This is a genomic window from Pseudomonas sp. S3_C06, from assembly GCF_054667675.1.
On sequence record NZ_CP162747.1, the window covers coordinates 3,188,277 to 3,211,809 of the forward strand.

At 55.2% G+C, this 23,533-nt stretch carries 35 protein-coding genes; 1 reads left to right on the forward strand and 34 read right to left on the reverse strand.

All coding sequences use genetic code 11. The features are described from left to right. Window positions 1-81 precede the first annotated feature (81 nt). The gene (gene uvrA / locus AB4N44_RS14080; protein WP_460108637.1) at window positions 82-2,916 is read left to right on the forward strand and encodes an excinuclease ABC subunit UvrA; all 2,835 of its coding nucleotides are present in this window, start codon (window positions 82-84) and stop codon (window positions 2,914-2,916) included. A 63-nt stretch (window positions 2,917-2,979) separates the two neighbouring features. Here uvrA and bfr read toward each other — a convergent pair whose 3' ends face one another. The 34 genes from bfr to rpsL all read right to left on the reverse strand — a co-directional run bounded on the left by bfr (window position 2,980) and on the right by rpsL (window position 23,464). Beyond that, a complete protein-coding gene (gene bfr, locus AB4N44_RS14085; protein WP_053124309.1) occupies window positions 2,980-3,447 on the reverse strand; it encodes a bacterioferritin in 468 nt (155 codons plus the stop codon). A 149-nt stretch (window positions 3,448-3,596) separates the two neighbouring features. Continuing rightward, on the reverse strand, window positions 3,597-5,051 hold the full coding sequence (locus AB4N44_RS14090; RefSeq protein ID WP_460108635.1) for a catalase: 1,455 nt from the start codon (window positions 5,049-5,051) through the stop codon (window positions 3,597-3,599). A 240-nt stretch (window positions 5,052-5,291) separates the two neighbouring features. Further along, on the reverse strand, window positions 5,292-5,678 hold the full coding sequence (gene rplQ / locus AB4N44_RS14095) for a 50S ribosomal protein L17 (RefSeq protein WP_003176402.1): 387 nt from the start codon (window positions 5,676-5,678) through the stop codon (window positions 5,292-5,294). A 42-nt stretch (window positions 5,679-5,720) separates the two neighbouring features. Continuing rightward, entirely contained in the window at window positions 5,721-6,722 is a 1,002-nt protein-coding gene (locus tag AB4N44_RS14100) for a DNA-directed RNA polymerase subunit alpha (RefSeq protein ID WP_003186012.1), read from the reverse strand. A gap of 22 nt (window positions 6,723-6,744) precedes the next feature. Continuing rightward, on the reverse strand, window positions 6,745-7,365 hold the full coding sequence (gene rpsD / locus AB4N44_RS14105) for a 30S ribosomal protein S4 (protein ID WP_003176404.1): 621 nt from the start codon (window positions 7,363-7,365) through the stop codon (window positions 6,745-6,747). 18 nt (window positions 7,366-7,383) lie between these two features. After that, complete coding sequence (gene rpsK / locus AB4N44_RS14110; protein WP_002555466.1) at window positions 7,384-7,773, reverse strand: 30S ribosomal protein S11; 390 nt, start codon at window positions 7,771-7,773, stop codon at window positions 7,384-7,386. A 30-nt stretch (window positions 7,774-7,803) separates the two neighbouring features. Beyond that, window positions 7,804-8,160: a 30S ribosomal protein S13 gene (rpsM, locus tag AB4N44_RS14115; RefSeq protein ID WP_003186020.1), complete on the reverse strand. Its 357-nt coding sequence runs from the start codon at window positions 8,158-8,160 to the stop codon at window positions 7,804-7,806. 130 nt (window positions 8,161-8,290) lie between these two features. Continuing rightward, window positions 8,291-8,407, reverse strand: a complete 117-nt coding sequence (gene rpmJ / locus AB4N44_RS14120; protein WP_002555468.1) for a 50S ribosomal protein L36 — start codon at window positions 8,405-8,407, stop codon at window positions 8,291-8,293. Between the two features lie 27 nt (window positions 8,408-8,434). Beyond that, window positions 8,435-9,763: a preprotein translocase subunit SecY gene (gene secY, locus AB4N44_RS14125; RefSeq protein WP_003228718.1), complete on the reverse strand. Its 1,329-nt coding sequence runs from the start codon at window positions 9,761-9,763 to the stop codon at window positions 8,435-8,437. Next, window positions 9,764-10,201: a 50S ribosomal protein L15 gene (gene rplO, locus AB4N44_RS14130; protein WP_003228720.1), complete on the reverse strand. Its 438-nt coding sequence runs from the start codon at window positions 10,199-10,201 to the stop codon at window positions 9,764-9,766. Window positions 10,202-10,204: 3 nt separating this feature from the next. Continuing rightward, window positions 10,205-10,381: a 50S ribosomal protein L30 gene (rpmD, locus tag AB4N44_RS14135; RefSeq protein WP_003176408.1), complete on the reverse strand. Its 177-nt coding sequence runs from the start codon at window positions 10,379-10,381 to the stop codon at window positions 10,205-10,207. 2 nt (window positions 10,382-10,383) lie between these two features. Next, complete coding sequence (rpsE, locus tag AB4N44_RS14140; protein WP_003186035.1) at window positions 10,384-10,884, reverse strand: 30S ribosomal protein S5; 501 nt, start codon at window positions 10,882-10,884, stop codon at window positions 10,384-10,386. A gap of 3 nt (window positions 10,885-10,887) precedes the next feature. After that, entirely contained in the window at window positions 10,888-11,238 is a 351-nt protein-coding gene (gene rplR / locus AB4N44_RS14145) for a 50S ribosomal protein L18 (RefSeq protein ID WP_003186037.1), read from the reverse strand. A 10-nt stretch (window positions 11,239-11,248) separates the two neighbouring features. Continuing rightward, window positions 11,249-11,782, reverse strand: a complete 534-nt coding sequence (gene rplF, locus AB4N44_RS14150) for a 50S ribosomal protein L6 (RefSeq protein WP_003176412.1) — start codon at window positions 11,780-11,782, stop codon at window positions 11,249-11,251. Between the two features lie 12 nt (window positions 11,783-11,794). Beyond that, window positions 11,795-12,187, reverse strand: coding sequence for a 30S ribosomal protein S8 (rpsH, locus tag AB4N44_RS14155; RefSeq protein ID WP_007918458.1), 393 nt, complete (start codon window positions 12,185-12,187; stop codon window positions 11,795-11,797). A gap of 209 nt (window positions 12,188-12,396) precedes the next feature. After that, a complete protein-coding gene (rpsN, locus tag AB4N44_RS14160) occupies window positions 12,397-12,702 on the reverse strand; it encodes a 30S ribosomal protein S14 (RefSeq protein ID WP_003228726.1) in 306 nt (101 codons plus the stop codon). 13 nt (window positions 12,703-12,715) lie between these two features. After that, window positions 12,716-13,255, reverse strand: a complete 540-nt coding sequence (gene rplE / locus AB4N44_RS14165) for a 50S ribosomal protein L5 (RefSeq protein WP_003176415.1) — start codon at window positions 13,253-13,255, stop codon at window positions 12,716-12,718. Between the two features lie 20 nt (window positions 13,256-13,275). Next, window positions 13,276-13,590, reverse strand: coding sequence for a 50S ribosomal protein L24 (rplX, locus tag AB4N44_RS14170; protein ID WP_008081905.1), 315 nt, complete (start codon window positions 13,588-13,590; stop codon window positions 13,276-13,278). An 11-nt stretch (window positions 13,591-13,601) separates the two neighbouring features. Then, window positions 13,602-13,970 carry a 50S ribosomal protein L14 gene (gene rplN / locus AB4N44_RS14175; protein ID WP_002555479.1) on the reverse strand — a complete coding sequence of 123 codons (369 nt, stop codon included), beginning with the start codon at window positions 13,968-13,970 and terminating at the stop codon, window positions 13,602-13,604. 23 nt (window positions 13,971-13,993) lie between these two features. Then, complete coding sequence (rpsQ, locus tag AB4N44_RS14180) at window positions 13,994-14,260, reverse strand: 30S ribosomal protein S17 (protein WP_003194644.1); 267 nt, start codon at window positions 14,258-14,260, stop codon at window positions 13,994-13,996. 2 nt (window positions 14,261-14,262) lie between these two features. Next, window positions 14,263-14,454, reverse strand: coding sequence for a 50S ribosomal protein L29 (rpmC, locus tag AB4N44_RS14185; RefSeq protein WP_002555481.1), 192 nt, complete (start codon window positions 14,452-14,454; stop codon window positions 14,263-14,265). Beyond that, on the reverse strand, window positions 14,454-14,867 hold the full coding sequence (gene rplP / locus AB4N44_RS14190; RefSeq protein ID WP_007896757.1) for a 50S ribosomal protein L16: 414 nt from the start codon (window positions 14,865-14,867) through the stop codon (window positions 14,454-14,456). The genes rpmC and rplP overlap by 1 nt, the downstream gene beginning before the upstream one ends. 12 nt (window positions 14,868-14,879) lie before the next feature. Beyond that, window positions 14,880-15,566, reverse strand: a complete 687-nt coding sequence (gene rpsC / locus AB4N44_RS14195) for a 30S ribosomal protein S3 (protein ID WP_003176422.1) — start codon at window positions 15,564-15,566, stop codon at window positions 14,880-14,882. Between the two features lie 13 nt (window positions 15,567-15,579). After that, entirely contained in the window at window positions 15,580-15,912 is a 333-nt protein-coding gene (gene rplV / locus AB4N44_RS14200) for a 50S ribosomal protein L22 (protein WP_003103908.1), read from the reverse strand. Window positions 15,913-15,923: 11 nt separating this feature from the next. Then, window positions 15,924-16,199, reverse strand: coding sequence for a 30S ribosomal protein S19 (gene rpsS, locus AB4N44_RS14205; RefSeq protein ID WP_011336172.1), 276 nt, complete (start codon window positions 16,197-16,199; stop codon window positions 15,924-15,926). Between the two features lie 16 nt (window positions 16,200-16,215). Beyond that, window positions 16,216-17,040 (reverse strand): 50S ribosomal protein L2, encoded by an 825-nt coding sequence (gene rplB / locus AB4N44_RS14210; protein ID WP_003228734.1) that lies wholly within the window; start codon window positions 17,038-17,040, stop codon window positions 16,216-16,218. Between the two features lie 14 nt (window positions 17,041-17,054). Beyond that, window positions 17,055-17,354 carry a 50S ribosomal protein L23 gene (gene rplW, locus AB4N44_RS14215; RefSeq protein WP_002555488.1) on the reverse strand — a complete coding sequence of 100 codons (300 nt, stop codon included), beginning with the start codon at window positions 17,352-17,354 and terminating at the stop codon, window positions 17,055-17,057. Beyond that, window positions 17,351-17,953: a 50S ribosomal protein L4 gene (gene rplD, locus AB4N44_RS14220; RefSeq protein WP_007918468.1), complete on the reverse strand. Its 603-nt coding sequence runs from the start codon at window positions 17,951-17,953 to the stop codon at window positions 17,351-17,353. Before rplD ends, rplW begins: the two co-directional genes overlap by 4 nt. 12 nt (window positions 17,954-17,965) lie before the next feature. Continuing rightward, complete coding sequence (gene rplC / locus AB4N44_RS14225; RefSeq protein WP_003228738.1) at window positions 17,966-18,601, reverse strand: 50S ribosomal protein L3; 636 nt, start codon at window positions 18,599-18,601, stop codon at window positions 17,966-17,968. Window positions 18,602-18,681: 80 nt separating this feature from the next. Further along, the gene (gene rpsJ, locus AB4N44_RS14230) at window positions 18,682-18,993 is read right to left on the reverse strand and encodes a 30S ribosomal protein S10 (protein WP_003186070.1); all 312 of its coding nucleotides are present in this window, start codon (window positions 18,991-18,993) and stop codon (window positions 18,682-18,684) included. A 157-nt stretch (window positions 18,994-19,150) separates the two neighbouring features. Further along, entirely contained in the window at window positions 19,151-20,344 is a 1,194-nt protein-coding gene (gene tuf / locus AB4N44_RS14235; protein WP_064361246.1) for an elongation factor Tu, read from the reverse strand. A 31-nt stretch (window positions 20,345-20,375) separates the two neighbouring features. Further along, complete coding sequence (gene fusA, locus AB4N44_RS14240) at window positions 20,376-22,481, reverse strand: elongation factor G (RefSeq protein ID WP_016984188.1); 2,106 nt, start codon at window positions 22,479-22,481, stop codon at window positions 20,376-20,378. Window positions 22,482-22,511: 30 nt separating this feature from the next. Continuing rightward, a complete protein-coding gene (gene rpsG / locus AB4N44_RS14245; RefSeq protein WP_007916467.1) occupies window positions 22,512-22,985 on the reverse strand; it encodes a 30S ribosomal protein S7 in 474 nt (157 codons plus the stop codon). Between the two features lie 107 nt (window positions 22,986-23,092). Then, window positions 23,093-23,464 (reverse strand): 30S ribosomal protein S12, encoded by a 372-nt coding sequence (gene rpsL / locus AB4N44_RS14250; RefSeq protein ID WP_003186084.1) that lies wholly within the window; start codon window positions 23,462-23,464, stop codon window positions 23,093-23,095. Window positions 23,465-23,533: the final 69 nt, after the last annotated feature.

The following is a 23,533-nucleotide window of genomic DNA, read 5'->3' on the forward strand; positions in this document are numbered from 1 at the left end:
ACCCTTCGTTTGATAGTGTGCATCCATCCAGTATTTGCCCGTATACTCCTACGTTTTCGACGCCCGCCGAGCGAGGCCACTTTGGACAAGATCCTGATACGTGGGGCCCGTACCCACAACCTGAAGAACATCGACCTGACCCTGCCACGGGACAAACTGATCGTCATCACCGGCCTGTCCGGATCCGGCAAGTCGTCCCTGGCCTTCGATACCCTGTATGCCGAAGGTCAGCGCCGCTATGTCGAATCGCTGTCGGCCTATGCCCGCCAGTTTCTGTCGTTGATGGAAAAGCCCGACGTCGACACCATCGAAGGCCTGTCGCCGGCAATTTCCATCGAACAGAAGTCGACCTCGCACAACCCGCGCTCTACGGTCGGCACCATCACCGAAATCTACGACTACCTGCGTTTGCTCTATGCACGCGTCGGTACGCCGCGCTGCCCGGATCACGATATTCCGCTGGAAGCGCAGACCGTCAGCCAGATGGTCGATCTGGTCCTGGCGCAACCGGAAGGCAGCAAACTGATGTTGCTGGCGCCGGTGATTCGCGAGCGTAAAGGCGAACACCTTTCGGTCTTCGAAGAGCTGCGCGCCCAGGGTTTCGTCCGTGCACGGGTCAATGGCCGCATCTGCGAGCTCGATGAACTGCCGAAACTGGATAAACAAAAGAAGCACTCGATCGATGTGATCGTCGACCGCTTCAAGGTTCGCGCCGACCTGCAGCAACGCCTGGCCGAGTCCTTCGAGACCGCGCTGAAACTGGCGGACGGCATCGCCCTGGTCGCGCCAATGGACGACGAGCCGGGCGAAGAGATGATCTTCTCCGCGCGCTTCGCCTGCCCGATCTGCGGCCACGCCATCAGCGAACTTGAGCCGAAGCTGTTTTCCTTCAACAATCCGGCCGGCGCCTGCCCGACTTGCGATGGTCTGGGGGTCAAGCAGTTCTTCGACATCAAGCGCCTGGTCAACGGCGAGCTGACGCTGGCCGAAGGCGCGATTCGCGGCTGGGACCGGCGCAACGTCTATTACTTCCAGATGCTCGGCTCATTGGCCTCGCACTATGGCTTCAGCCTCGAAGTGCCATTCAACGAGTTGCCGGCCGATCAGCAGAAATCCATTCTGCACGGCAGTGGCTCGCAGAACGTTGACTTCAAATACCTCAACGACCGTGGCGATATCGTTAAACGCTCGCACCCGTTCGAAGGCATCGTGCCAAACCTGGAGCGTCGCTACCGCGAGACCGAGTCGGCGAGCGTGCGCGAAGAGCTGGCCAAGTTCCTCAGCACCCAATCGTGCCCGGATTGCCGTGGCACTCGCCTGCGCCGTGAAGCGCGGCACGTCTGGGTTGGCGAGAAAACGCTGCCGGCAGTGACCAACCTGCCGATTGGCGATGCTTGCGTGTACTTCGGCGAGCTGAAGATGACCGGCCGCCGTGGCGAGATCGCTGACAAGATCCTCAAGGAGATTCGCGAGCGCCTGCAGTTCCTCGTCAATGTCGGTCTCGATTATCTGTCGCTGGATCGCAGTGCTGACACCCTGTCCGGCGGTGAGGCGCAGCGGATTCGCCTGGCCAGCCAGATCGGTGCCGGACTTGTTGGCGTTCTGTACATCCTCGACGAGCCGTCCATCGGCTTGCACCAGCGAGATAACGATCGACTGCTCGGCACACTCAAGCACCTGCGCGATATCGGCAACACGGTGATTGTGGTCGAACACGACGAAGACGCGATTCGCCTGGCTGACTATGTCGTCGACATCGGCCCGGGCGCCGGTGTGCATGGCGGGCAAATCGTTGCCGAGGGTACGCCGGCTGAAGTCATGGCGCACCCGGACTCGCTGACCGGCAAATACCTGTCGGGCCGGGTGAAGATCGAAGTGCCAGCCAAACGCACCCCGCGCAACAAGAAGCTCAACCTGTCGCTCAAAGGGGCACGCGGCAATAACCTGCGCAATGTCGATCTGGACATCCCGATTGGTCTGCTGACTTGCGTCACCGGTGTGTCCGGCTCGGGCAAGTCGACGCTGATCAACAACACCCTGTTCCCGCTGAGCGCCACCGCCCTCAATGGCGCGACCACGCTGGAAGCCGCGGCGCACGACAGCATCAAAGGCCTGGAGCATCTCGACAAAGTCGTCGACATCGACCAGAGCCCGATCGGTCGTACACCGCGTTCCAACCCTGCGACCTATACCGGCCTGTTCACCCCAATCCGTGAGCTGTTCGCCGGCGTACCTGAGTCACGTTCCCGGGGTTACGGTCCGGGTCGTTTCTCGTTCAACGTCAAGGGTGGCCGCTGTGAGGCGTGCCAGGGCGATGGCCTGATCAAGGTTGAGATGCACTTCCTGCCGGACATCTACGTGCCGTGCGACGTGTGCAAGAGCAAGCGCTACAACCGCGAAACCCTTGAAATCAAATACAAGGGCAAGAGCATCCACGAAACCCTCGAGATGACCATCGAGGAAGCCCGGGTGTTCTTCGACGCGGTGCCAGCCCTAGCGCGCAAGCTGCAAACACTGATGGATGTCGGTCTGTCGTACATCAAGCTTGGCCAGTCGGCGACCACGCTGTCTGGTGGCGAGGCACAGCGGGTCAAGCTGTCTCGCGAGCTGTCCAAGCGTGACACTGGCAAGACCCTGTATATCCTCGATGAGCCAACCACTGGTTTGCACTTCGCGGATATCCAGCAATTGCTCGACGTGCTGCATCGCCTGCGCGACCACGGCAACACTGTCGTGGTGATCGAACACAACCTCGACGTGATCAAAACGGCCGACTGGCTGGTGGATCTCGGGCCTGAGGGCGGTTCAAAAGGTGGGCAGATCATTGCCACTGGCACCCCTGAGGACGTGGCCGAGATGAAGCAATCTCACACTGGCCATTACCTCAAGCCATTGCTGATCCGCGATCGGGCTTAAACGCCAGGCATGAAAAAGCCCCTGTCACTTCAACAGTGACAGGGGCTTTTTTAACTGCAGCAATCAGGACGTATGCGATTGCAGGTAGTTCTCGAGACCGATCAGCTTGATCAGGCCCAACTGCTTTTCCAGCCAGTAGGTGTGATCTTCTTCGGTGTCGTTCAACTGCACGCGCAGGATCTCGCGGCTGACATAGTCCTTATGCTGTTCGCACAGCTCGATGCCTTTGCACAGGGCGGCGCGAACTTTGTATTCGAGGCGTAGATCCGCTTCGAGCATCTCCGGCACAGTGCTACCGACATCCAGATCATCCGGACGCATGCGCGGCGTGCCTTCGAGCATCAGAATCCGACGCATCAACGCGTCAGCGTGACCCGCTTCTTCTTCCATCTCGTGGTTGATTCGCTCGTAGAGCTTGGTGAACCCCCAGTCCTCATACATCCGCGAATGAACGAAATATTGATCACGCGCGGCCAGCTCGCCGGTCAGCAACGTGTTGAGGTAATCGATTACGTCTGGGTGGCCTTGCATCGCCCTACATCTCCCTACTTGAAAGTCTGTAGTTTGAACCAACCTGACTGGAAGGTCACCCGTTACGCGCAATAAAAGCGAAGATATTCTTGGAAAAGCAGCCTAAATAACGCAAAAACCGCCCAAATGAGGGCGGTTCTGCTTCTCGTTTAGACTTCGTTAAGCTGTACGTTGAGCAGCTTTGCGATTGCTTCTCCATACGCCTGGTCGGCTTTGTAGAAATGCTGCAACTGGCGGTCGACTACATCAGTCGAAACTCCGCTCATCGCACCAGCGATGTTGCTGACCAGCAACGCTTTCTGATCGTCGCTCATCAGGCGAAACAGCACACCGGCGTGGCTGTAATAATCGGTGTCTTCGCGATGATCGTAACGATCAGCCGCACCACTCAGAGCCAGCGCCGGCTCGGCGTAATGTGGAGCTTGTTTCGGCGATTCGACGTAGCTGTTCGGTTCGTAGTTAGGCGCTGCACCACCATTGCTGCCGAACGCCATCGAGCCATCACGCTGGTAAGTGTTCACCGGGCTACGTGGCGCGTTCACCGGCAACTGCTGGTGATTGGTGCCCACACGGTAGCGGTGTGCATCGGCATAGGCGAATACGCGTCCTTGCAGCATGCGGTCTGGCGAGAGACCAACGCCTGGGACCATGTTGCTTGGGCCGAACGCGGCTTGCTCAACTTCAGCGAAATAGTTCTGCGGGTTGCGGTTCAATTCCAGTTCGCCCACTTCGATCAGCGGGAACTCCTTCTGCGACCAGGTCTTGGTCACGTCGAAAGGGTTCTCGTAATGCGCTGCGGCCTGGGCCTCAGTCATGATCTGGATGCATACGCGCCATTTCGGGAAGTCACCGCGTTCAATGGCTTCAAACAAGTCACGTTGAGCGTAATCCGGATCAGTGCCGGCCAGACGTGCTGCATCTGCGGGTGCGAGATTCTTGATGCCCTGTCTGGTTTTGTAGTGCCACTTCACCCAATGGCGCTCGCCTTGAGCGTTGATCAGGCTGTAAGTGTGGCTGCCGAAGCCGTGCATGTGACGGTAGCCGTCAGGAATGCCACGATCGGAGAACAGAATGGTCACCTGGTGCAGTGCTTCAGGCGAATGCGACCAGAAGTCCCACATCATCTGCGCGCTTTTCAGGTTGCTTTGCGGCAGGCGCTTCTGGGTGTGGATGAAGTCAGGGAATTTCAGTGGGTCACGGATGAAGAACACTGGCGTGTTGTTGCCAACGATGTCCCAGTTGCCTTCCTCGGTGTAGAACTTCAGCGCGAAACCGCGCGGGTCACGCTCGGTGTCGGCCGATCCACGCTCGCCACCCACGGTAGAGAAGCGCAGGAAGGTAGGGGTTTGCTTGCCGACAGACTCAAACAGCTTGGCGCTGGTGTATTCGCTGATGTCACGGGTCACGGTGAACGTGCCATAAGCACCCGAGCCTTTCGCATGTACGCGGCGTTCAGGGATATTTTCACGGTTGAAGTGGGCAAGCTTCTCGAGCAAATGAAAATCGTCGAGCAGCAGCGGGCCACGCGGGCCGGCGGAGCGAGAATTCTGATTATCAGCGACAGGTGCGCCACTGGCGGTCGTAAGCGTTTTGATCTGGCTCATGCGGTCTTCTTCCTCTGTCAGTCTTGAAACTGCCGGCTAATCGGCTTGCTGGGAAGTATTGATCATCCATGTGACAGCTACAAATTCATTAACTTGTAGACATCGATAGATAATTACTAATTATGTTTCCCGGGACATAGTGACAACAGAGACATGTCAAAAGCTTGTATGAACAGCGCATTTTCTTGCGCGCACAAAAAACCGGGCACTAGGCCCGGTTCTTTGTTTCAGACTGACGTCTTACTCGGCGGATACAGCTTCGCCAGCAGTAGCACGATCAACCAACTCGACGTACGCCATAGGCGCGTTGTCGCCAGCGCGGAAACCGCACTTGAGGATGCGCAGGTAGCCACCCTCACGGGTAGCGTAACGCTTGCCCAGGTCGTTGAAGAGCTTACCAACGATAGCTTTCGAACGAGTACGGTCGAAAGCCAGACGGCGGTTAGCCAGGCTGTCTGTCTTGGCCAGAGTGATCAGCGGCTCAGCAACGCGACGCAGTTCTTTGGCTTTTGGCAGAGTAGTTTTGATCAGCTCGTGCTCGAACAGCGACACCGCCATGTTTTGGAACATGGCCTTGCGGTGCGAGCTGGTGCGGCTCAGGTGACGACCACTTTTACGATGACGCATGGTTCATTCCTTACCAAACACTACGTTCGGTGATTACGACGATCAGGCAGTCGCCTTGTCGTCCTTCTTAAGACTTGCAGGCGGCCAGTTGTCGAGGCGCATGCCGAGGGACAGACCGCGGGAGGCCAGAACGTCCTTGATTTCAGTCAAGGATTTCTTGCCCAGGTTCGGAGTCTTCAACAGCTCTACTTCGGTACGCTGAATCAGGTCGCCGATGTAGTAGATGTTTTCCGCCTTAAGGCAGTTAGCCGAACGTACAGTCAGTTCCAGATCGTCAACCGGGCGAAGCAGGATCGGATCGATCTCGTCTTCCTGCTCGACAACCACTGGCTCACTGTCACCTTTGAGGTCGACGAACGCAGCCAACTGCTGTTGCAGGATGGTTGCAGCGCGGCGGATAGCCTCTTCAGGATCCAGAGTACCGTTGGTTTCCAGATCAATAACCAGCTTGTCCAGGTTGGTACGCTGCTCGACACGGGCGTTTTCCACCACGTATGCGATACGGCGAACCGGGCTGAACGAAGAGTCAAGCTGCAAGCGACCGATGCTGCGGCTTTCGTCTTCATCGCTCTGACGCGAGTCGGCTGGTTCATAACCACGACCACGAGCTACGGTGAGCTTCATGTTCAGGGCGCCGTTAGACGCCAGGTTAGCGATTACGTGATCGGGATTAACGATCTCGACATCATGATCCAGCTGAATATCGGCAGCGGTAACCACCCCCGAACCCTTCTTCGACAAGGTCAGCGTAACTTCGTCACGACCGTGCAGCTTGATGGCCAGACCTTTAAGGTTCAACAGGATTTCAATTACGTCTTCCTGTACACCTTCGATGGCGCTGTACTCGTGGAGCACACCGTCAATCTCGGCCTCGACTACTGCGCAGCCGGGCATTGAGGACAACAGGATGCGTCGCAGCGCGTTGCCCAGGGTGTGGCCAAAACCACGCTCGAGAGGCTCGAGAGTGATCTTGGCGCGGGTTGGACTGACAACCTGCACATCAATGTGGCGGGGTGTCAGGAACTCATTTACCGAAATCTGCATGGATGCACCTATTTTCTAGCCCTTACTTGGAGTAGAGCTCGACAATCAGGCTTTCGTTGATGTCGGCGGACAGATCACTGCGAGCAGGAACGTTCTTGAAAACGCCCGACTTCTTCTCAGTGTCTACTTCTACCCATTCTACGCGGCCACGTTGGGCACACAGATCGAGAGCTTGGACAATGCGAAGTTGGTTTTTTGCTTTCTCGCGAACTGCAACCACGTCACCAGCACGAACCTGATACGACGGAACGTTTACGGTCTGACCGTTAACGCTGATCGACTTGTGCGATACCAGCTGACGGGATTCGGCACGAGTCGAACCAAAGCCCATACGGTATACAACGTTGTCCAGACGGCATTCGAGCAGTTGCAGCAGGTTTTCACCGGTTGCACCTTTCTTGCCAGCAGCTTCTTTGTAGTAGCCGCTGAACTGACGCTCGAGAACGCCGTAGATACGACGGACCTTCTGCTTTTCACGCAGTTGGGTGCCGTAATCGGACTGGCGACCGCGGCGTTGGCCGTGGATACCAGGTGCTGCTTCAATGTTGCACTTCGATTCGATCGCGCGCACGCCGCTCTTCAGGAAGAGATCGGTGCCTTCGCGACGAGCGAGTTTGCATTTTGGACCAATGTAACGAGCCATTCTTTACAATCTCCTGGATTACACGCGGCGCTTCTTCGGCGGACGGCACCCGTTGTGCGGGATTGGCGTCACGTCGGTGATGCTGGCGATCTTGTAGCCACAGCCGTTCAAAGCGCGGACTGCGGATTCACGACCTGGACCTGGACCCTTGACGTTAACGTCGAGGTTTTTCAGGCCGTATTCCAGCGCAGCTTGACCAGCACGTTCAGCAGCTACTTGAGCAGCAAACGGGGTGGACTTGCGGGAACCGCGGAAACCCGAACCACCGGAGGTAGCCCAGGAAAGAGCGTTACCTTGACGGTCGGTAATGGTCACGATTGTGTTGTTAAAAGATGCATGGATGTGGGCGATGCCATCAACCACTGTCTTTTTAACTTTTTTACGAGGACGAGCAGCAGGTTTTGCCATGATTAAATTCCTGTCGATTCGCTGGGGCGATTACTTGCGGATCGGCTTACGCGGACCTTTACGGGTACGCGCGTTGGTCTTGGTACGCTGACCGCGTACTGGAAGACCGCGACGATGACGCAGACCGCGATAGCAACCGAGGTCCATCAAGCGCTTGATTTTCATGTTGATTTCGCGACGCAGATCACCTTCAGTGGTGAACTTCGCCACTTCGCCACGCAGCTGTTCAATTTGCTCGTCGCTCAGATCTTTGATCTTTGCTGCTGGGTTTACCCCAGTCACTGCACAGATCTTCTGTGCAGTAGTGCGACCAACACCATAGATGTAGGTCAGCGAGATAACAGTATGCTTGTTATCTGGAATGTTAACGCCTGCAATACGGGCCATTCAGTGGGACTCCAATTGACAGCTACCTACGCCCCGGAAGCCAAGAAATAGGGCGCGAGATAATATCGCTGTAATAACAAATAATCAACCCGGTAGCGCACTAGCTACCGGGCTTGAAGCACAATCACACTCAGCCTTGGCGCTGTTTGTGACGCGGTTCCGCGCTGCAAATTACTCGAACAACACCTTCGCGGCGAATAATCTTGCAGTTACGGCACAGCTTTTTCACCGATGCACGAACTTTCATCACCAACTCCTCGAACCTTATGGGTACTCAGCGCAACATGCCGCTGCCGTAACCCTTCAGGTTGGCTTTCTTCATCAGGGATTCGTACTGGTGCGAAACGAGGTGCGATTGTACTTGGGACATGAAGTCCATCACAACCACGACCACGATCAGCAACGAGGTCCCGCCAAGGTAGAACGGAACGTTTGCTGCAACCACCAGGAACTGGGGCAACAGGCACACGGCCGTCATGTAAAGAGCACCGAACATGGTCAAGCGGGTCAGAACGCCATCAATATAGCGTGCAGACTGCTCACCTGGACGGATGCCCGGAATAAAGGCACCGGACTTCTTCAGGTTTTCCGCTACGTCTTTCGGATTGAACATCAACGCCGTATAGAAGAAGCAGAAGAAAATAATCCCTGCACTAAACAGCAGAATATTCAACGGCTGACCAGGAGCGATCGACTGCGAGATGTCCTGCAACCAGCCCATACCTTCAGACTGACCGAACCAGGCACCCAACGAAGCCGGGAACAGCAAAATGCTGCTCGCGAAAATAGCCGGAATAACACCGGCCATGTTCACCTTAAGCGGCAAGTGGCTTGTCTGCGCAGCAAAAACCTTGCGGCCCTGCTGACGCTTGGCGTAGTGAACAGCGATACGACGCTGACCACGCTCAATGAACACCACGAAACCGATAATCGCTACTGCCAGCAAACCGATGGCAACCAAGGCGAAGATGTTGATATCACCCTGACGCGCAGACTCGAAAGACTGCCCGATTGCTCTCGGAAGACCGGCGACGATACCCGAAAAAATCAACATCGAGATACCGTTGCCCACACCACGCTCAGTAATCTGCTCACCCAGCCACATCATGAACATCGCACCAGCCACAAACGTGGATACTGCGACGAAATGGAAGCCAAAGTCACCAGTGAACGCAACGCCCTGCCCCGCCAGACCAATGGACATGCCAATAGCCTGAACGAGAGCGAGGACGACGGTGCCGTAGCGGGTGTACTGGCTGATCTTGCGACGGCCAGCTTCACCTTCCTTCTTCAACTGCTCCAGCTGCGGGCTGACGGCGGTCATCAGTTGCATGATGATCGATGCCGAAATGTACGGCATGATCCCCAGTGCAAAGATACTCATCCGTTCCAGCGCGCCGCCGGAGAACATGTTGAACAAGCTAAGAATGGTCCCCTCATTCTGTCGAAACAGGTCTGCGAGTCGGTCCGGGTTGATACCTGGAACCGGGATGTGTGCGCCTATTCGGTAGACGATAATCGCCAGGAACAGAAAACGCAGACGAGCCCAGAGTTCAGACATACCGCCTTTGCCGAGCGCAGAGAGAGCACCTTGCTTAGCCATTTATTCCTCGAACTTGCCGCCAGCTGCTTCGATAGCCGCACGCGCACCTTTGGTGGCGCCGATTCCCTTGCCGATAGTGACAGCGCGAGTCACTTCACCGGACAGCATGATTTTCACACGCTGTACGTTGACGTTGATCACGTTGGCATCTTTCAGGGACTGCACGGTGACGATGTCGCCTTCCACTTTAGCCAGCTCGGACAGACGCACTTCTGCGCGATCCATGGCCTTCAGGGAAACGAAACCGAACTTCGGCAGGCGACGATGCAGCGGCTGTTGACCGCCTTCAAAGCCTGGAGCAATGGTGCCACCGGAGCGGGAGGTCTGACCTTTGTGACCACGGCCACCAGTCTTACCCAAACCGCTACCGATACCACGGCCCGGACGATGCTTTTCGCGACGGGAACCCGGCGCTGGACTCAGATCATTGAGTTTCATCGATTAACCCTCGACACGCAGCATGTAGTAAGCCTTGTTGATCATCCCGCGATTCTCGGGAGTATCCTGGACTTCTACAGTGTGACCGATGCGACGCAGACCCAGACCCTTAACGCACAATTTGTGGTTAGGGATGCGGCCGGTCATGCTTTTGATCAGCGTTACTTTAACGGTAGCCATGATCAGAAGATCTCCTTGACGCTTTTGCCACGCTTGGCGGCAATGGATTCAGGAGACTGCATAGCTTTCAAACCTTTGAAAGTGGCGTGAACCACGTTTACCGGGTTAGTCGAGCCGTAGCACTTGGCCAGAACGTTCTGAACGCCAGCAACTTCGAGGACAGCACGCATAGCGCCGCCAGCGATGATACCGGTACCCTCAGAAGCAGGCTGCATGTACACCTTCGAAGCGCCGTGAGCGGACTTCATTGCGTACTGCAGAGTGGTGCCGTTCAGATCAACTTGGATCATGTTGCGGCGAGCAGCTTCCATTGCCTTCTGGATCGCAGCAGGCACTTCACGCGACTTGCCACGGCCGAAGCCAACACGCCCTTTACCATCACCAACCACGGTCAACGCGGTGAAAGTGAAGATACGGCCGCCTTTAACGGTTTTGGCTACGCGGTTAACTTGAACCAGCTTCTCAATGTAGCCTTCGTCGCGCTTTTGGTCGTTATTTGACATAACTTAGAACTCCAGCCCAGCTTCACGAGCAGCATCAGCCAGCGCTTTCACGCGACCGTGGTACTTGAAGCCAGAGCGGTCGAAAGCCACTTGCGAGACGCCAGCGGCCTTAGCACGCGTAGCGACCAGCTGGCCAACCTTTGTGGCCGCGTCGATGTTGCCAGTGGCACCATCACGCAGTTCTTTATCCAAAGTCGAGGCGCTTGCCAGGACCTTGTTGCCGTCGGCCGAGATGACCTGGGCGTAGATGTGCTGCGACGAGCGGAACACGCAGAGACGCACGACTTCGAGTTCGTGCATTTTCAGGCGTGCTTTGCGAGCGCGACGCAGTCGAGTAACTTTTTTGTCGGTCATTTGCTATGCCCTACTTCTTCTTGGCTTCTTTACGACGGACGACTTCGTCCGCGTAGCGCACACCTTTGCCTTTGTACGGCTCTGGTGGACGGAAGTCGCGGATCTCAGCGGCCACTTGACCTACCAGCTGCTTGTCGATGCCCTTGATCAGGATATCGGTCTGGCTAGGAGTCTCAGCGGTGATGCCTTCCGGCAGTTCGTAATCCACTGGGTGCGAGAAGCCAAGGGCCAGGTTCAGAACCGTGCCTTTTGCTTGCGCTTTGTAACCAACACCGACCAGCTGGAGCTTGCGCTCGAAGCCTTGGCTTACGCCTTGGACCATGTTGTTTACCAACGCACGCGTGGTACCGGCCATTGCGCGAGTTTGTTGATCGCCATTGCGAGCAGCGAAACGCAGCTCACCAGCTTCTTCAACGATCTCAACGGACGAATGGATGTTCAGTTCAAGAGTACCCTTGGCACCCTTCACCGAAAGCTGTTGGCCTGCGAATTTTACTTCGACACCGGCTGGCAGCTTAACGGGGTTCTTAGCGACGCGAGACATGCTTATCCCCCCTTAGAACACAGTGCAAAGAACTTCGCCGCCGACACCGGCAGCGCGCGCAGCACGATCCGTCATCACACCTTTGTTGGTGGAGACGATAGACACGCCAAGACCGCCACGAACTTTCGGCAGATCTTCAACGGACTTGTACTGACGCAGGCCTGGACGACTAACGCGCTTCACTTCTTCGATAACCGGACGGCCTTCGAAGTACTTCAGCTCGATGGACAACGACGGCTTAGCGTCGGTGGTGATCTGAAAATCCGCGATGTAACCTTCGTCCTTCAGGACTTTTGCTACAGCCACCTTCAACGTGGAAGACGGCATGCTTACGACAGACTTTTCAGCCATCTGGGCATTACGGATTCGAGTTAGCATGTCCGCTAACGGGTCCTGCATACTCATGGGCTAGACGCTCCTAATACAGAAAAATTAGCCTTGCGGCTACTACTTGTCGCCGAGAACTTCCGGGCATGAAAAACACGGGCTCAGGCGAGCCGGTCATTCTAGACACACCCCAGAAATGAATCAAGCCCCAAAAGGGGCTTGATTCAGATTCAAGGCCACCGATGGTCAGGTTCTTGCGAACCCGAACATCGAGACTTTGACAGCAATTACCAGCTGGCTTTAACCAGACCTGGTACGTCACCACGCATTGCAGCTTCACGCAACTTGTTACGGCCAAGGCCGAACTTGCGGTAAACGCCGTGCGGACGACCAGTCAGGCGGCAACGGTTACGCATGCGCGAAGCGCTCGCGTCACGTGGTTGCTTCTGCAGAGCTACGGTAGCTTCCCAACGCGCTTCTGGACTTGCGTTCAGATCGACGATGATAGCTTTCAGCGCTGCACGCTTGGTGGCGTACTTGGCAACAGTGAGCTGACGCTTCAGCTCACGGTTTTTCATGCTCTTCTTGGCCATTTTCCTACTCCAATCAGTTGCGGAACGGGAATTTGAAAGCACGCAGCAGAGCGCGGCCTTCATCATCGTTCTTGGCAGTGGTGGTCAGGGTAATGTCCAGACCGCGGAGAGCATCGATCTTGTCGTAGTCGATTTCCGGGAAAATGATCTGCTCTTTCACGCCCATGCTGTAGTTGCCACGACCATCGAAGGACTTGGCATTCAGGCCGCGGAAGTCGCGAACCCGAGGCAGGGAGATCGACAGCAGACGATCCAGGAACTCATACATACGCTCACGGCGCAGAGTCACCTTGACGCCGATCGGCCATCCTTCACGGACTTTAAAGCCAGCGATGGATTTACGAGCGTAGGTCACAACGACTTTTTGGCCGGTGATCTTTTCCAGGTCAGCAACAGCATGCTCGATGACTTTTTTGTCACCAACAGCTTCGCCCAGACCCATGTTCAGGGTGATTTTTGTAACGCGTGGAACTTCCATCACGTTCGAAAGCTTAAGTTCTTCCTTAAGCTTCGGTGCGATTTCCTTCCAGTAAATCTCTTTTAGTCGTGCCATGGTCTTCTACCTAGCAGTGTTCAAGCATCAACCGCTTTTTGGGTCGACTTGAAGACACGAATTTTCTTGCCGTCTTCTACTTTGAAACCAACGCGGTCAGCCTTGTTGGTTTCGCCGTTGAAAATGGCGACGTTAGAAGCGTCCAGTGGAGCTTCTTTTTCGACGATACCGCCTTGCACGCCCGACATCGGGTTAGGCTTGGTATGACGCTTGACCAGGTTCAGACCGCTGATAACCAGACGGTTATTAGCAAGAACCTTGAGCACCTTACCGCGCTTACCTTTGTCTTTGCCGGCGATCACGATGATCTCGTCGTCACGACGAATCTTTTGCATGTCGGATCTCCTTACAGCACTTCTGGGGCGAGCGAGACGATCTTCATGAACTTCTCAGTACGAAGTTCACGGGTCACTGGCCCAAAGATACGGGTGCCGATCGGCTCTTGCTTGTTGTTCAGAAGAACAGCAGCGTTGCCATCAAAGCGGATAATGGAGCCATCAGCACGACGTACGCCGTGACGAGTGCGGACTACAACAGCAGTCATCACTTGGCCTTTTTTCACTTTACCGCGAGGAATTGCTTCCTTCACGGTAACTTTGATGATGTCACCGATACCAGCGTAACGACGATGGGAGCCACCCAGCACCTTGATGCACATAACACGGCGAGCGCCGCTGTTATCGGCCACATCGAGCATGGATTGAGTCTGAATCATATAATTTCTCCGACCCCTAGTCCTTAGACTTCCACAGCGCGTTCGAGAACATCAACCAGCGCCCAAGACTTGGTCTTGGCCATAGGACGAGTTTCACGAATAGTGACTTTGTCGCCGATGTGGCACTGGTTGGTTTCGTCGTGCGCGTGCAGCTTAGTCGAACGCTTAACGTATTTACCGTAGATCGGGTGCTTTACGCGACGCTCGATCAGTACGGTGATGGTTTTGTCCATCTTGTCGCTGACAACACGGCCAGTCAGCGTACGGACAGTTTTTTCGGCTTCAGCCATGATCACTTACCTGCCTGCTGGTTGAGCACAGTCTTCACGCGAGCGATGTCACGTTTAACTTGCGAGAGCAGATGAGACTGCCCCAACTGGCCAGTTGCTTTCTGCATACGCAGATTGAACTGGTCGCGCAGCAAGCCGAGCAGTTGCTCGTTCAGCTGCTGTGCGGATTTTTCACGAAGTTCATTCGCTTTCATCACATCACCGTCCGTTTAACAAAGGCGGTGGCGAGCGGCAGCTTTGCAGCAGCCAGGGCAAAAGCCTCACGCGCCAGCTCTTCAGAAACACCCTCGATTTCATACAGGACTTTGCCTGGCTGAATCTGGGCAACCCAGTACTCCACACTACCCTTACCTTTACCCATACGAACTTCGAGGGGCTTTTTGGAAATAGGCTTGTCCGGGAATACACGGATCCAGATCTTGCCGCCACGTTTAACGTGACGGGTCAGAGCACGACGCGCTGACTCGATCTGACGAGCGGTGAGACGACCACGAGCTACAGACTTCAGCGCGAACTCGCCGAAGCTGACTTTGCTACCGCGCTGAGCCAGACCACGGTTGTGGCCTGTCATCTGCTTGCGGAACTTCGTACGCTTAGGTTGCAACATTTGGCGTACCCCTTACTTAGCAGCTTTTTTACGAGGCGCTGGTGCTTGTGGCTTCAGCTCTTCTTGGCGACCACCAATTACTTCGCCTTTGAAGATCCAAACCTTTACACCGATCACACCGTAAGTGGTGTGAGCTTCGTAGTTGGCATAGTCGATGTCGGCACGCAGGGTGTGCAATGGCACACGACCTTCGCGATACCATTCAGTACGTGCGATTTCAGCACCGCCGAGACGACCGCTCACTTGGATTTTGATGCCCTTGGCACCAATGCGCATGGCGTTCTGAACTGCGCGCTTCATAGCGCGACGGAACATTACACGACGCTCCAGCTGCTGAGCTACGCTCTGCGCAACCAGCATACCGTCGAGCTCCGGCTTGCGGATCTCTTCGATATTGATGTGCACAGGCACACCCATTTGCTTGGTCAGGTCCTGACGCAGTTTCTCAACATCTTCACCTTTCTTCCCGATAACGATACCTGGACGAGCGGTGTGGATGGTGATACGTGCAGTTTGGGCCGGACGATGGATATCGATACGGCTTACGGACGCGCTTTTTAGTTTGTCTTGGAGATACTCACGCACTTTCAGATCTGCGAACAAGTAGTCCGCATAAGTCCGACCGTCTGCGTACCAGACGGAGGTGTGCTCCTTGACGATTCCCAGGCGAATGCCAATGGGATGTACTTTCTGACCCATCTCTTCGACTCCGTTACTTGTCAGCAACCTTGACAGTGATATGGCAAGACCGCTTGACGATGCGATCAGCACGGCCTTTGGCACGTGGCATGATGCGCTTCAGCGAACGCCCTTCGTTGACGAAAACGGTGCTGACCTTCAGGTCATCAACATCTGCGCCTTCGTTATGCTCGGCGTTGGCTACGGCCGACTCCAGCACTTTCTTCATGATCTCGGCGGCTTTCTTACTGCTGAAAGCCAACAAGTTGAGCGCTTCGCCCACCTTCTTCCCGCGGATCTGGTCGGCGACCAAGCGGGCTTTCTGGGCGGAGATTCGAGCGCCCGACAACTTAGCGGCTACTTCCATTTCCTAACCCCTTAACGCTTGGCTTTCTTGTCAGCCACGTGCCCGCGATAGTTGCGGGTACCGGCGAACTCGCCCAGTTTGTGGCCGACCATGTCTTCGTTAACGAGAACTGGGACGTGCTGACGACCGTTGTGTACTGCGATGGTCAGACCGACCATTTGTGGCAGGATCATCGAACGACGCGACCAAGTCTTAATTGGTTTGCGATCGTTCTTTTCCGCCGCCACTTCGATCTTCTTCAGTAGGTGAAGATCAATAAAAGGACCTTTTTTCAGAGAACGTGGCACTGTCGTATCCCTCTATTTACTTGCGACGACGGACGATCATTTTGTCGGTACGCTTATTACCACGAGTCTTCGCGCCCTTAGTCGGGAAGCCCCATGGCGATACCGGATGACGACCACCAGAGGTACGACCTTCACCACCACCATGTGGGTGGTCAACCGGGTTCATGGCAACACCACGAACGGTTGGGCGAACGCCACGCCAGCGCTTGGCACCAGCTTTACCCAGCGAACGCAGGCTGTGCTCGGAGTTCGAGACTTCGCCCAGGGTCGCACGGCATTCAGCCAGGACTTTACGCATTTCACCGGAACGCAGACGCAGGGTCACGTAGACACCTTCACGAGCGATCAGCTGAGCCGAAGCACCAGCGGAACGAGCGATCTGTGCACCTTTACCTGGCTTCAGTTCGATGCCGTGTACGGTAGAACCGACTGGAATGTTGCGCAGTTGCAGAGCGTTGCCTGGCTTGATTGGAGCCAGAGCGCCTGCGATCAGCTGGTCGCCAGCACTCACGCCTTTAGGGGCGATGATGTAGCGGCGCTCGCCGTCTGCGTAGCAGAGCAGTGCGATGTGAGCAGTACGGTTTGGATCGTATTCGATACGCTCGACAGTGGCGACGATGCCATCTTTGTCGTTGCGACGGAAATCGACCATACGATAATGCTGCTTATGACCACCACCGATGTGACGAGTGGTAATACGGCCATTGTTGTTACGACCACCAGTCTTCGATTTTTTCTCGAGCAGCGGTGCGTGAGGAGCGCCTTTATGCAGCTCCTGGTTGACCACCTTGACCACAAAACGGCGGCCAGGGGAAGTCGGTTTGCATTTAACGATTGCCATGATGCACCCCTTCCTTACTCAGCACTGCTGCTGAAATCGAGATCTTGGCCTGGCTGAAGGGAGATAACTGCCTTCTTCCAGTCATTACGCTTGCCCAGACCGCGAGCAGTGCGCTTGCTCTTACCCAGAACATTCAGGGTAGTGACGCGCTCTACTTTCACGCTGAACAGGCTTTCGACGGCCTTCTTGATTTCCAGCTTGGTTGCGTCAGTAGCAACCTTGAAAACGAACTGGCCTTTCTTGTCTGCCAGAACCGTAGCCTTCTCGGAAACGTGCGGGCCAAGCAGAACTTTAAATACGCGTTCCTGGTTCATCCCAGCAGCTCCTCGAATTTCTTCACGGCCGACACGGTGATCAACACCTTGTCGTATGCGATCAGACTAACTGGATCGGAACCTTGAACGTCACGTACATCTACGTGCGGCAGGTTACGAGCAGCCAGGTACAGGTTCTGATCAACAGCGTCCGACACGATGAGAACATCGGTCAGGCTCATGTTGTTCAGTTTGCCCAGCAGATCTTTGGTTTTCGGAGTTTCAACAGCGAAATCCTGAACCACGACCAGACGATCAGTACGCACCAGCTCAGCAAGGATGGAACGCATTGCTGCGCGGTACATCTTCTTGTTCAGCTTCTGGGAGTGATCCTGAGGACGAGCTGCGAAAGTGGTACCGCCGCCACGCCAGATTGGGCTACGGATAGTACCGGCACGAGCACGGCCAGTACCTTTCTGACGCCATGGGCGCTTACCGCCACCACGAACGTCGGAACGGGTCTTCTGCTGCTTGGTACCTTGACGGCCGCCAGCCATGTAGGCCACGACTGCTTGGTGAACCAGCGTCTCGTTGAATTCGCCGCCAAATGTCAGTTCGGAAACTTCGATCGCTTGAGCGTCATTTACATTTAATTGCATGTCAGCTTCCCCTTAACCGCGAGCCTTGGCTGCTGGACGTACAACCAGGTTGCCGCCAGTAGCGCCAGGAACAGCACCCTTGACCAACAACAGATTGCGTTCAGCGTCCACGCGCACTACTTCCAGGGACTGCACGGTCACGCGCTCAGCGCCCATATGACCGGACATTTTTTTGCCCTTGAATACACGACCAGGAGTCTGGCACTGGCCGATAGAGCCTGGGACGCGGTGGGATACGGAGTTACCGTGGGTGTTATCTTGCCCGCGGAAATTCCAACGCTTGATCGTACCCTGGAAGCCTTTACCCTTGGACTGACCGGTTACATCAACCAGTTGACCAGCGGCGAAGATTTCAGCGTTGATCAGATCGCCAGCCTGGTACTCGCCTTCTTCAAGACGGAATTCCATGGTGGTGCGACCAGCGGCAACATTCGCTTTAGCGAAGTGGCCAGCCTGAGCTGCTGTTACACGCGAAGCACGACGCTCGCCGACAGTGACTTGCACTGCACGATAGCCATCGGTCTCTTCAGTTTTGAACTGGGTGACGCGATTCGGCTCGATCTCAATGACCGTGACCGGAATGGAGACACCTTCTTCGGTGAAAATACGGGTCATACCGCATTTACGACCGACTACACCAATAGTCATGTTGTAAACCTCATGAGTGTACGGGGCTTTCACCCGCTATGGCCGCCCATTTCAGAGCGTTACACGACTAAGACCGAGTCTTAGCCGAGGCTGATCTGCACTTCCACACCGGCCGCAAGATCAAGCTTCATAAGAGCATCAACGGTTTTATCCGTTGGCTGGACGATGTCCAGAACGCGCTTATGAGTGCGGATTTCGTACTGGTCGCGCGCGTCTTTGTTGACGTGCGGAGAAACCAGAACGGTGAACCGCTCTTTACGGGTAGGCAGTGGAATTGGACCACGCACTTGAGCACCAGTACGTTTCGCGGTTTCCACGATTTCCTGGGTTGATTGGTCGATCAGGCGATGGTCGAAAGCCTTCAACCTGATACGGATTTGCTGATTTTGCATTGGATTTCAGACTCCGGCTGCTATTCCCACCGAGCGCAATACGCCCGTTAAAAGGAGGCGCAATTCTATAGACGCCCCAGATAGGTGTCAACCCAATAAAAAAGCCCCCGCTGAGCGGGGGCTTTTTCAATCCATCAAGCGAACTCTATAAAAGAGATTACTCGATGATTTTGGCTACGACGCCAGCGCCGACGGTACGACCGCCTTCACGGATAGCGAAACGCAGACCGTCTTCCATCGCGATGGTTTTGATCAGGGTAACAGTCATCTGAATGTTGTCACCTGGCATTACCATTTCAACGCCTTCTGGCAGCTCGCAGTTACCAGTCACGTCAGTAGTACGGAAGTAGAACTGTGGACGGTAGCCTTTGAAGAACGGAGTGTGACGACCGCCTTCTTCCTTGCTCAGAACGTAAACTTCTGCAGTGAACTTGGTGTGCGGCTTAACCGAACCCGGCTTAACCAGAACCTGACCACGCTCAACGTCGTCACGCTTGGTACCACGCAGCAGAACGCCGCAGTTCTCGCCAGCACGACCTTCGTCGAGCAACTTGCGGAACATTTCAACACCGGTGCAAGTAGTAACAGTGGTGTCACGCAGACCAACGATTTCCAGCGGATCCTGAACGCGAACGATACCGCGCTCGATACGACCAGTCACAACAGTACCGCGACCCGAGATCGAGAATACGTCTTCGATTGGCATCAGGAACGGCTTGTCGATCATACGAACTGGTTCTGGGATGTAGGCATCCAGAGTCTCTACCAGCTTCTTGACAGCGGTAGTGCCCATTTCGTTGTCGTCTTTGCCTTCCAGCGCCATACGAGCCGAACCGATGATGATTGGAGTGTCATCGCCCGGGAAGTCGTAGGTGGACAGCAGGTCGCGAACTTCCATCTCAACCAGTTCCAGCAGCTCAGCGTCGTCTACCAGGTCAGCCTTGTTCAGGAAAACCACGATGTACGGAACGCCTACCTGACGGGACAGCAGGATGTGCTCACGGGTTTGTGGCATCGGACCATCAGCGGCCGAGCAAACCAGAATAGCGCCGTCCATTTGAGCAGCACCGGTGATCATGTTCTTCACATAGTCAGCGTGACCTGGGCAGTCAACGTGAGCGTAGTGACGGATCTTCGAGTTGTACTCAACGTGTGCGGTGTTGATGGTGATACCGCGAGCTTTTTCTTCTGGTGCACTGTCGATCTTGTCGAAGTCAACGATTGCGGAACCGAAAACTTCGGAGCAAACGCGAGTCAGAGCAGCAGTCAGAGTGGTTTTACCGTGGTCAACGTGACCAATGGTGCCAACGTTGACGTGCGGTAGGGAACGATCAAATTTTTCTTTAGCCACGACAATTAACTCCTAGCCTAAAGGGGCTGAATCAGCCTTGTTTTTTGGTTACGGATTCGACGATGTGCGACGGAGCCGTATCGTATTTTTTGAATTCCATAGAGTAGCTTGCGCGACCCTGGGACATGGAACGAACGTCGGTCGCATAACCGAACATCTCACCCAGTGGAACCTCGGCACGGATAACCTTGCCGGACACTGTGTCTTCCATACCCTGGATCATGCCGCGACGACGGTTAAGGTCGCCCATCACATCACCCATATAGTCTTCAGGCGTAACAACCTCTACAGCCATGATCGGCTCAAGCAACTCACCACCGCCCTTCTGGGCCAGTTGCTTGGTCGCCATGGAGGCAGCCACTTTAAACGCCATCTCGTTGGAGTCGACGTCGTGGTAAGAACCATCGAACACGGTAGCCTTCAGGCCGATCAGCGGATAGCCGGCAACAACGCCGTTCTTCATCTGCTCTTCGATACCCTTCTGGATAGCCGGGATGTATTCCTTAGGAACCACACCACCTACAACTTCGTTCACGAATTGCAGACCTTCCTGACCTTCGTCAGCAGGAGCAAAACGGATCCAGCAGTGGCCGAACTGACCACGACCGCCGGACTGACGAACGAACTTGCCTTCGATTTCACAGTTCTTCGTGATGCGCTCACGATACGAAACCTGAGGCTTGCCGATGTTGGCTTCGACGTTGAACTCACGGCGCATCCGGTCAACCAGGATGTCCAGGTGCAGCTCGCCCATGCCGGAGATGATCGTTTGACCAGTCTCTTCATCAGTTTTAACGCGGAAAGACGGGTCTTCCTGAGCAAGTTTGCCCAGAGCGATACCCATTTTTTCCTGGTCATCCTTGGTCTTAGGCTCTACGGCAACCGAAATAACCGGCTCCGGGAAGTCCATGCGAACCAGGATGATTGGCTTGTCAGCGTTGCAGAGGGTTTCACCAGTGGTGACGTCCTTCATGCCGATCAGGGCCGCGATGTCACCAGCGCGTACTTCCTTGATCTCTTCACGGGCGTTTGCGTGCATTTGCACCATACGACCCACGCGCTCTTTTTTACCTTTAACCGAGTTGATCACGCCGTCTCCGGAGTTCAACACGCCCGAGTAAACACGGACGAAGGTCAAGGTACCCACGAATGGGTCGGTAGCGATCTTGAACGCCAGAGCCGAGAACGGCTCCGCATCGTCTGCATGACGCTCCAGCTCGATTTCCTCGTTATCAGGGTCAGTACCCTTGATCGCAGGAATGTCGGTCGGTGCAGGCAGGAAGTCGATAACGGCGTCGAGAACCAGGGGAACACCCTTGTTCTTGAACGAAGAACCGCAAACAGCCAGAACGATTTCGCCGGCGATAGTACGCTGACGCAAAGCAGCTTTGATCTCTTCGATCGACAGCTCTTCGCCTTCCAGGTACTTGTTCATCAGCTCTTCGTTGGCTTCAGCAGCAGCTTCAACCATGTTGTTGCGCCACTCTTCAGCCAGCTCTTGGAGCTCAGCAGGAATGTCCTTGCGAACAGGGACCATACCTTTGTCAGAGTCGTTCCAGTAGACAGCTTGCATGTTGATCAGATCGATCTGACCCTGGAAGTTGTCTTCGGAACCGATAGCCAACTGGATCGGCACCGGAGTGTGACCCAGACGCTGCTTGATCTGACCGATCACGCGCAGGAAGTTGGCACCAGCACGGTCCATCTTGTTTACGTAAACAAGACGTGGAACACCGTATTTGTTGGCTTGACGCCATACGGTTTCCGACTGAGGCTCAACACCCGAAGTACCGCAGAACACAACGACAGCGCCGTCGAGTACGCGCAGGGAACGTTCAACTTCAATAGTGAAGTCAACGTGGCCCGGGGTATCGATTACGTTGAAGCGGTGCTCGTCCTTGTACTGCTTCTCGGAACCTTTCCAGAAAGCGGTGATGGCAGCAGAAGTAATGGTAATACCACGCTCCTGCTCCTGCACCATCCAGTCTGTGGTCGCGGCGCCATCATGCACCTCGCCCATTTTGTGACTTTTGCCGGTGTAAAAAAGGACGCGCTCGGTGGTGGTGGTTTTACCAGCATCCACGTGAGCGACGATACCGATGTTACGGTAGCGGCTAATCGGAGTAGTACGAGCCATAAAGCCCTCGCAAAATTAGTGAAGCTAAAATTAGAAGCGGTAGTGCGAGAAAGCTTTGTTGGCTTCAGCCATACGGTGCACGTCTTCACGCTTCTTAACAGCAGCACCTTTACCTTCAGCAGCATCCAGCAGTTCGCCAGCCAAACGCAGAGCCATAGACTTCTCGCCACGCTTACGTGCGAAGTCTACCAACCAGCGCATTGCCAGAGCGTTACGACGGGAAGGACGAACCTCGACCGGAACCTGGTAAGTAGCACCACCAACGCGGCGCGACTTCACTTCGACCAGCGGAGCGATGGCGTCGAGTGCTTTTTCGAAGAGTTCCAGGGGATCGGTGCCAGCCTTACGGGTCGCAACGGTTTCCAGGGCACCATAAACGATACGCTCGGCAACGGCTTTCTTGCCGCTTTCCATAACGTGGTTCATGAATTTGGCGAGGATCTGGCTTCCGTATTTCGGATCGTCCAGAATCTCACGCTTTGCTGCTACGCGACGTCTTGGCATGATAAGCCCTCAAGCGGTCTTCAGGTTAGCTCGGGACAGATCCAATGGATGCGTGCCCGACCTTACTCTTATCGACTCAATAAAATGAAAATCTGCAAAACGGCCGATTACTTCGGACGCTTGGTACCGTACTTCGAACGACCCTGGTTACGGCCTTTAACGCCGGAAGTATCCAAGGAGCCGCGAACGGTGTGGTAACGAACACCTGGCAAGTCTTTTACACGACCGCCGCGGATCAGTACCACGCTGTGCTCTTGCAGGTTGTGACCTTCACCACCGATGTACGAGGAAACCTCGAAACCGTTGGTCAGGCGCACACGGCATACTTTACGCAGTGCCGAGTTAGGTTTTTTCGGCGTAGTGGTGTACACACGGGTGCACACGCCACGACGTTGCGGGCAGTTCTGCAGCGCAGGTACGTCGGATTTCTCGACGATACGCTTACGCGGCTGACGTACCAGCTGGTTGATAGTTGCCATCTACTAGCTCCACTGTTGTCTTGCGACGCTATTGTCTTGCAAGAAAAGCAAAATGGCAGGAACGAATTC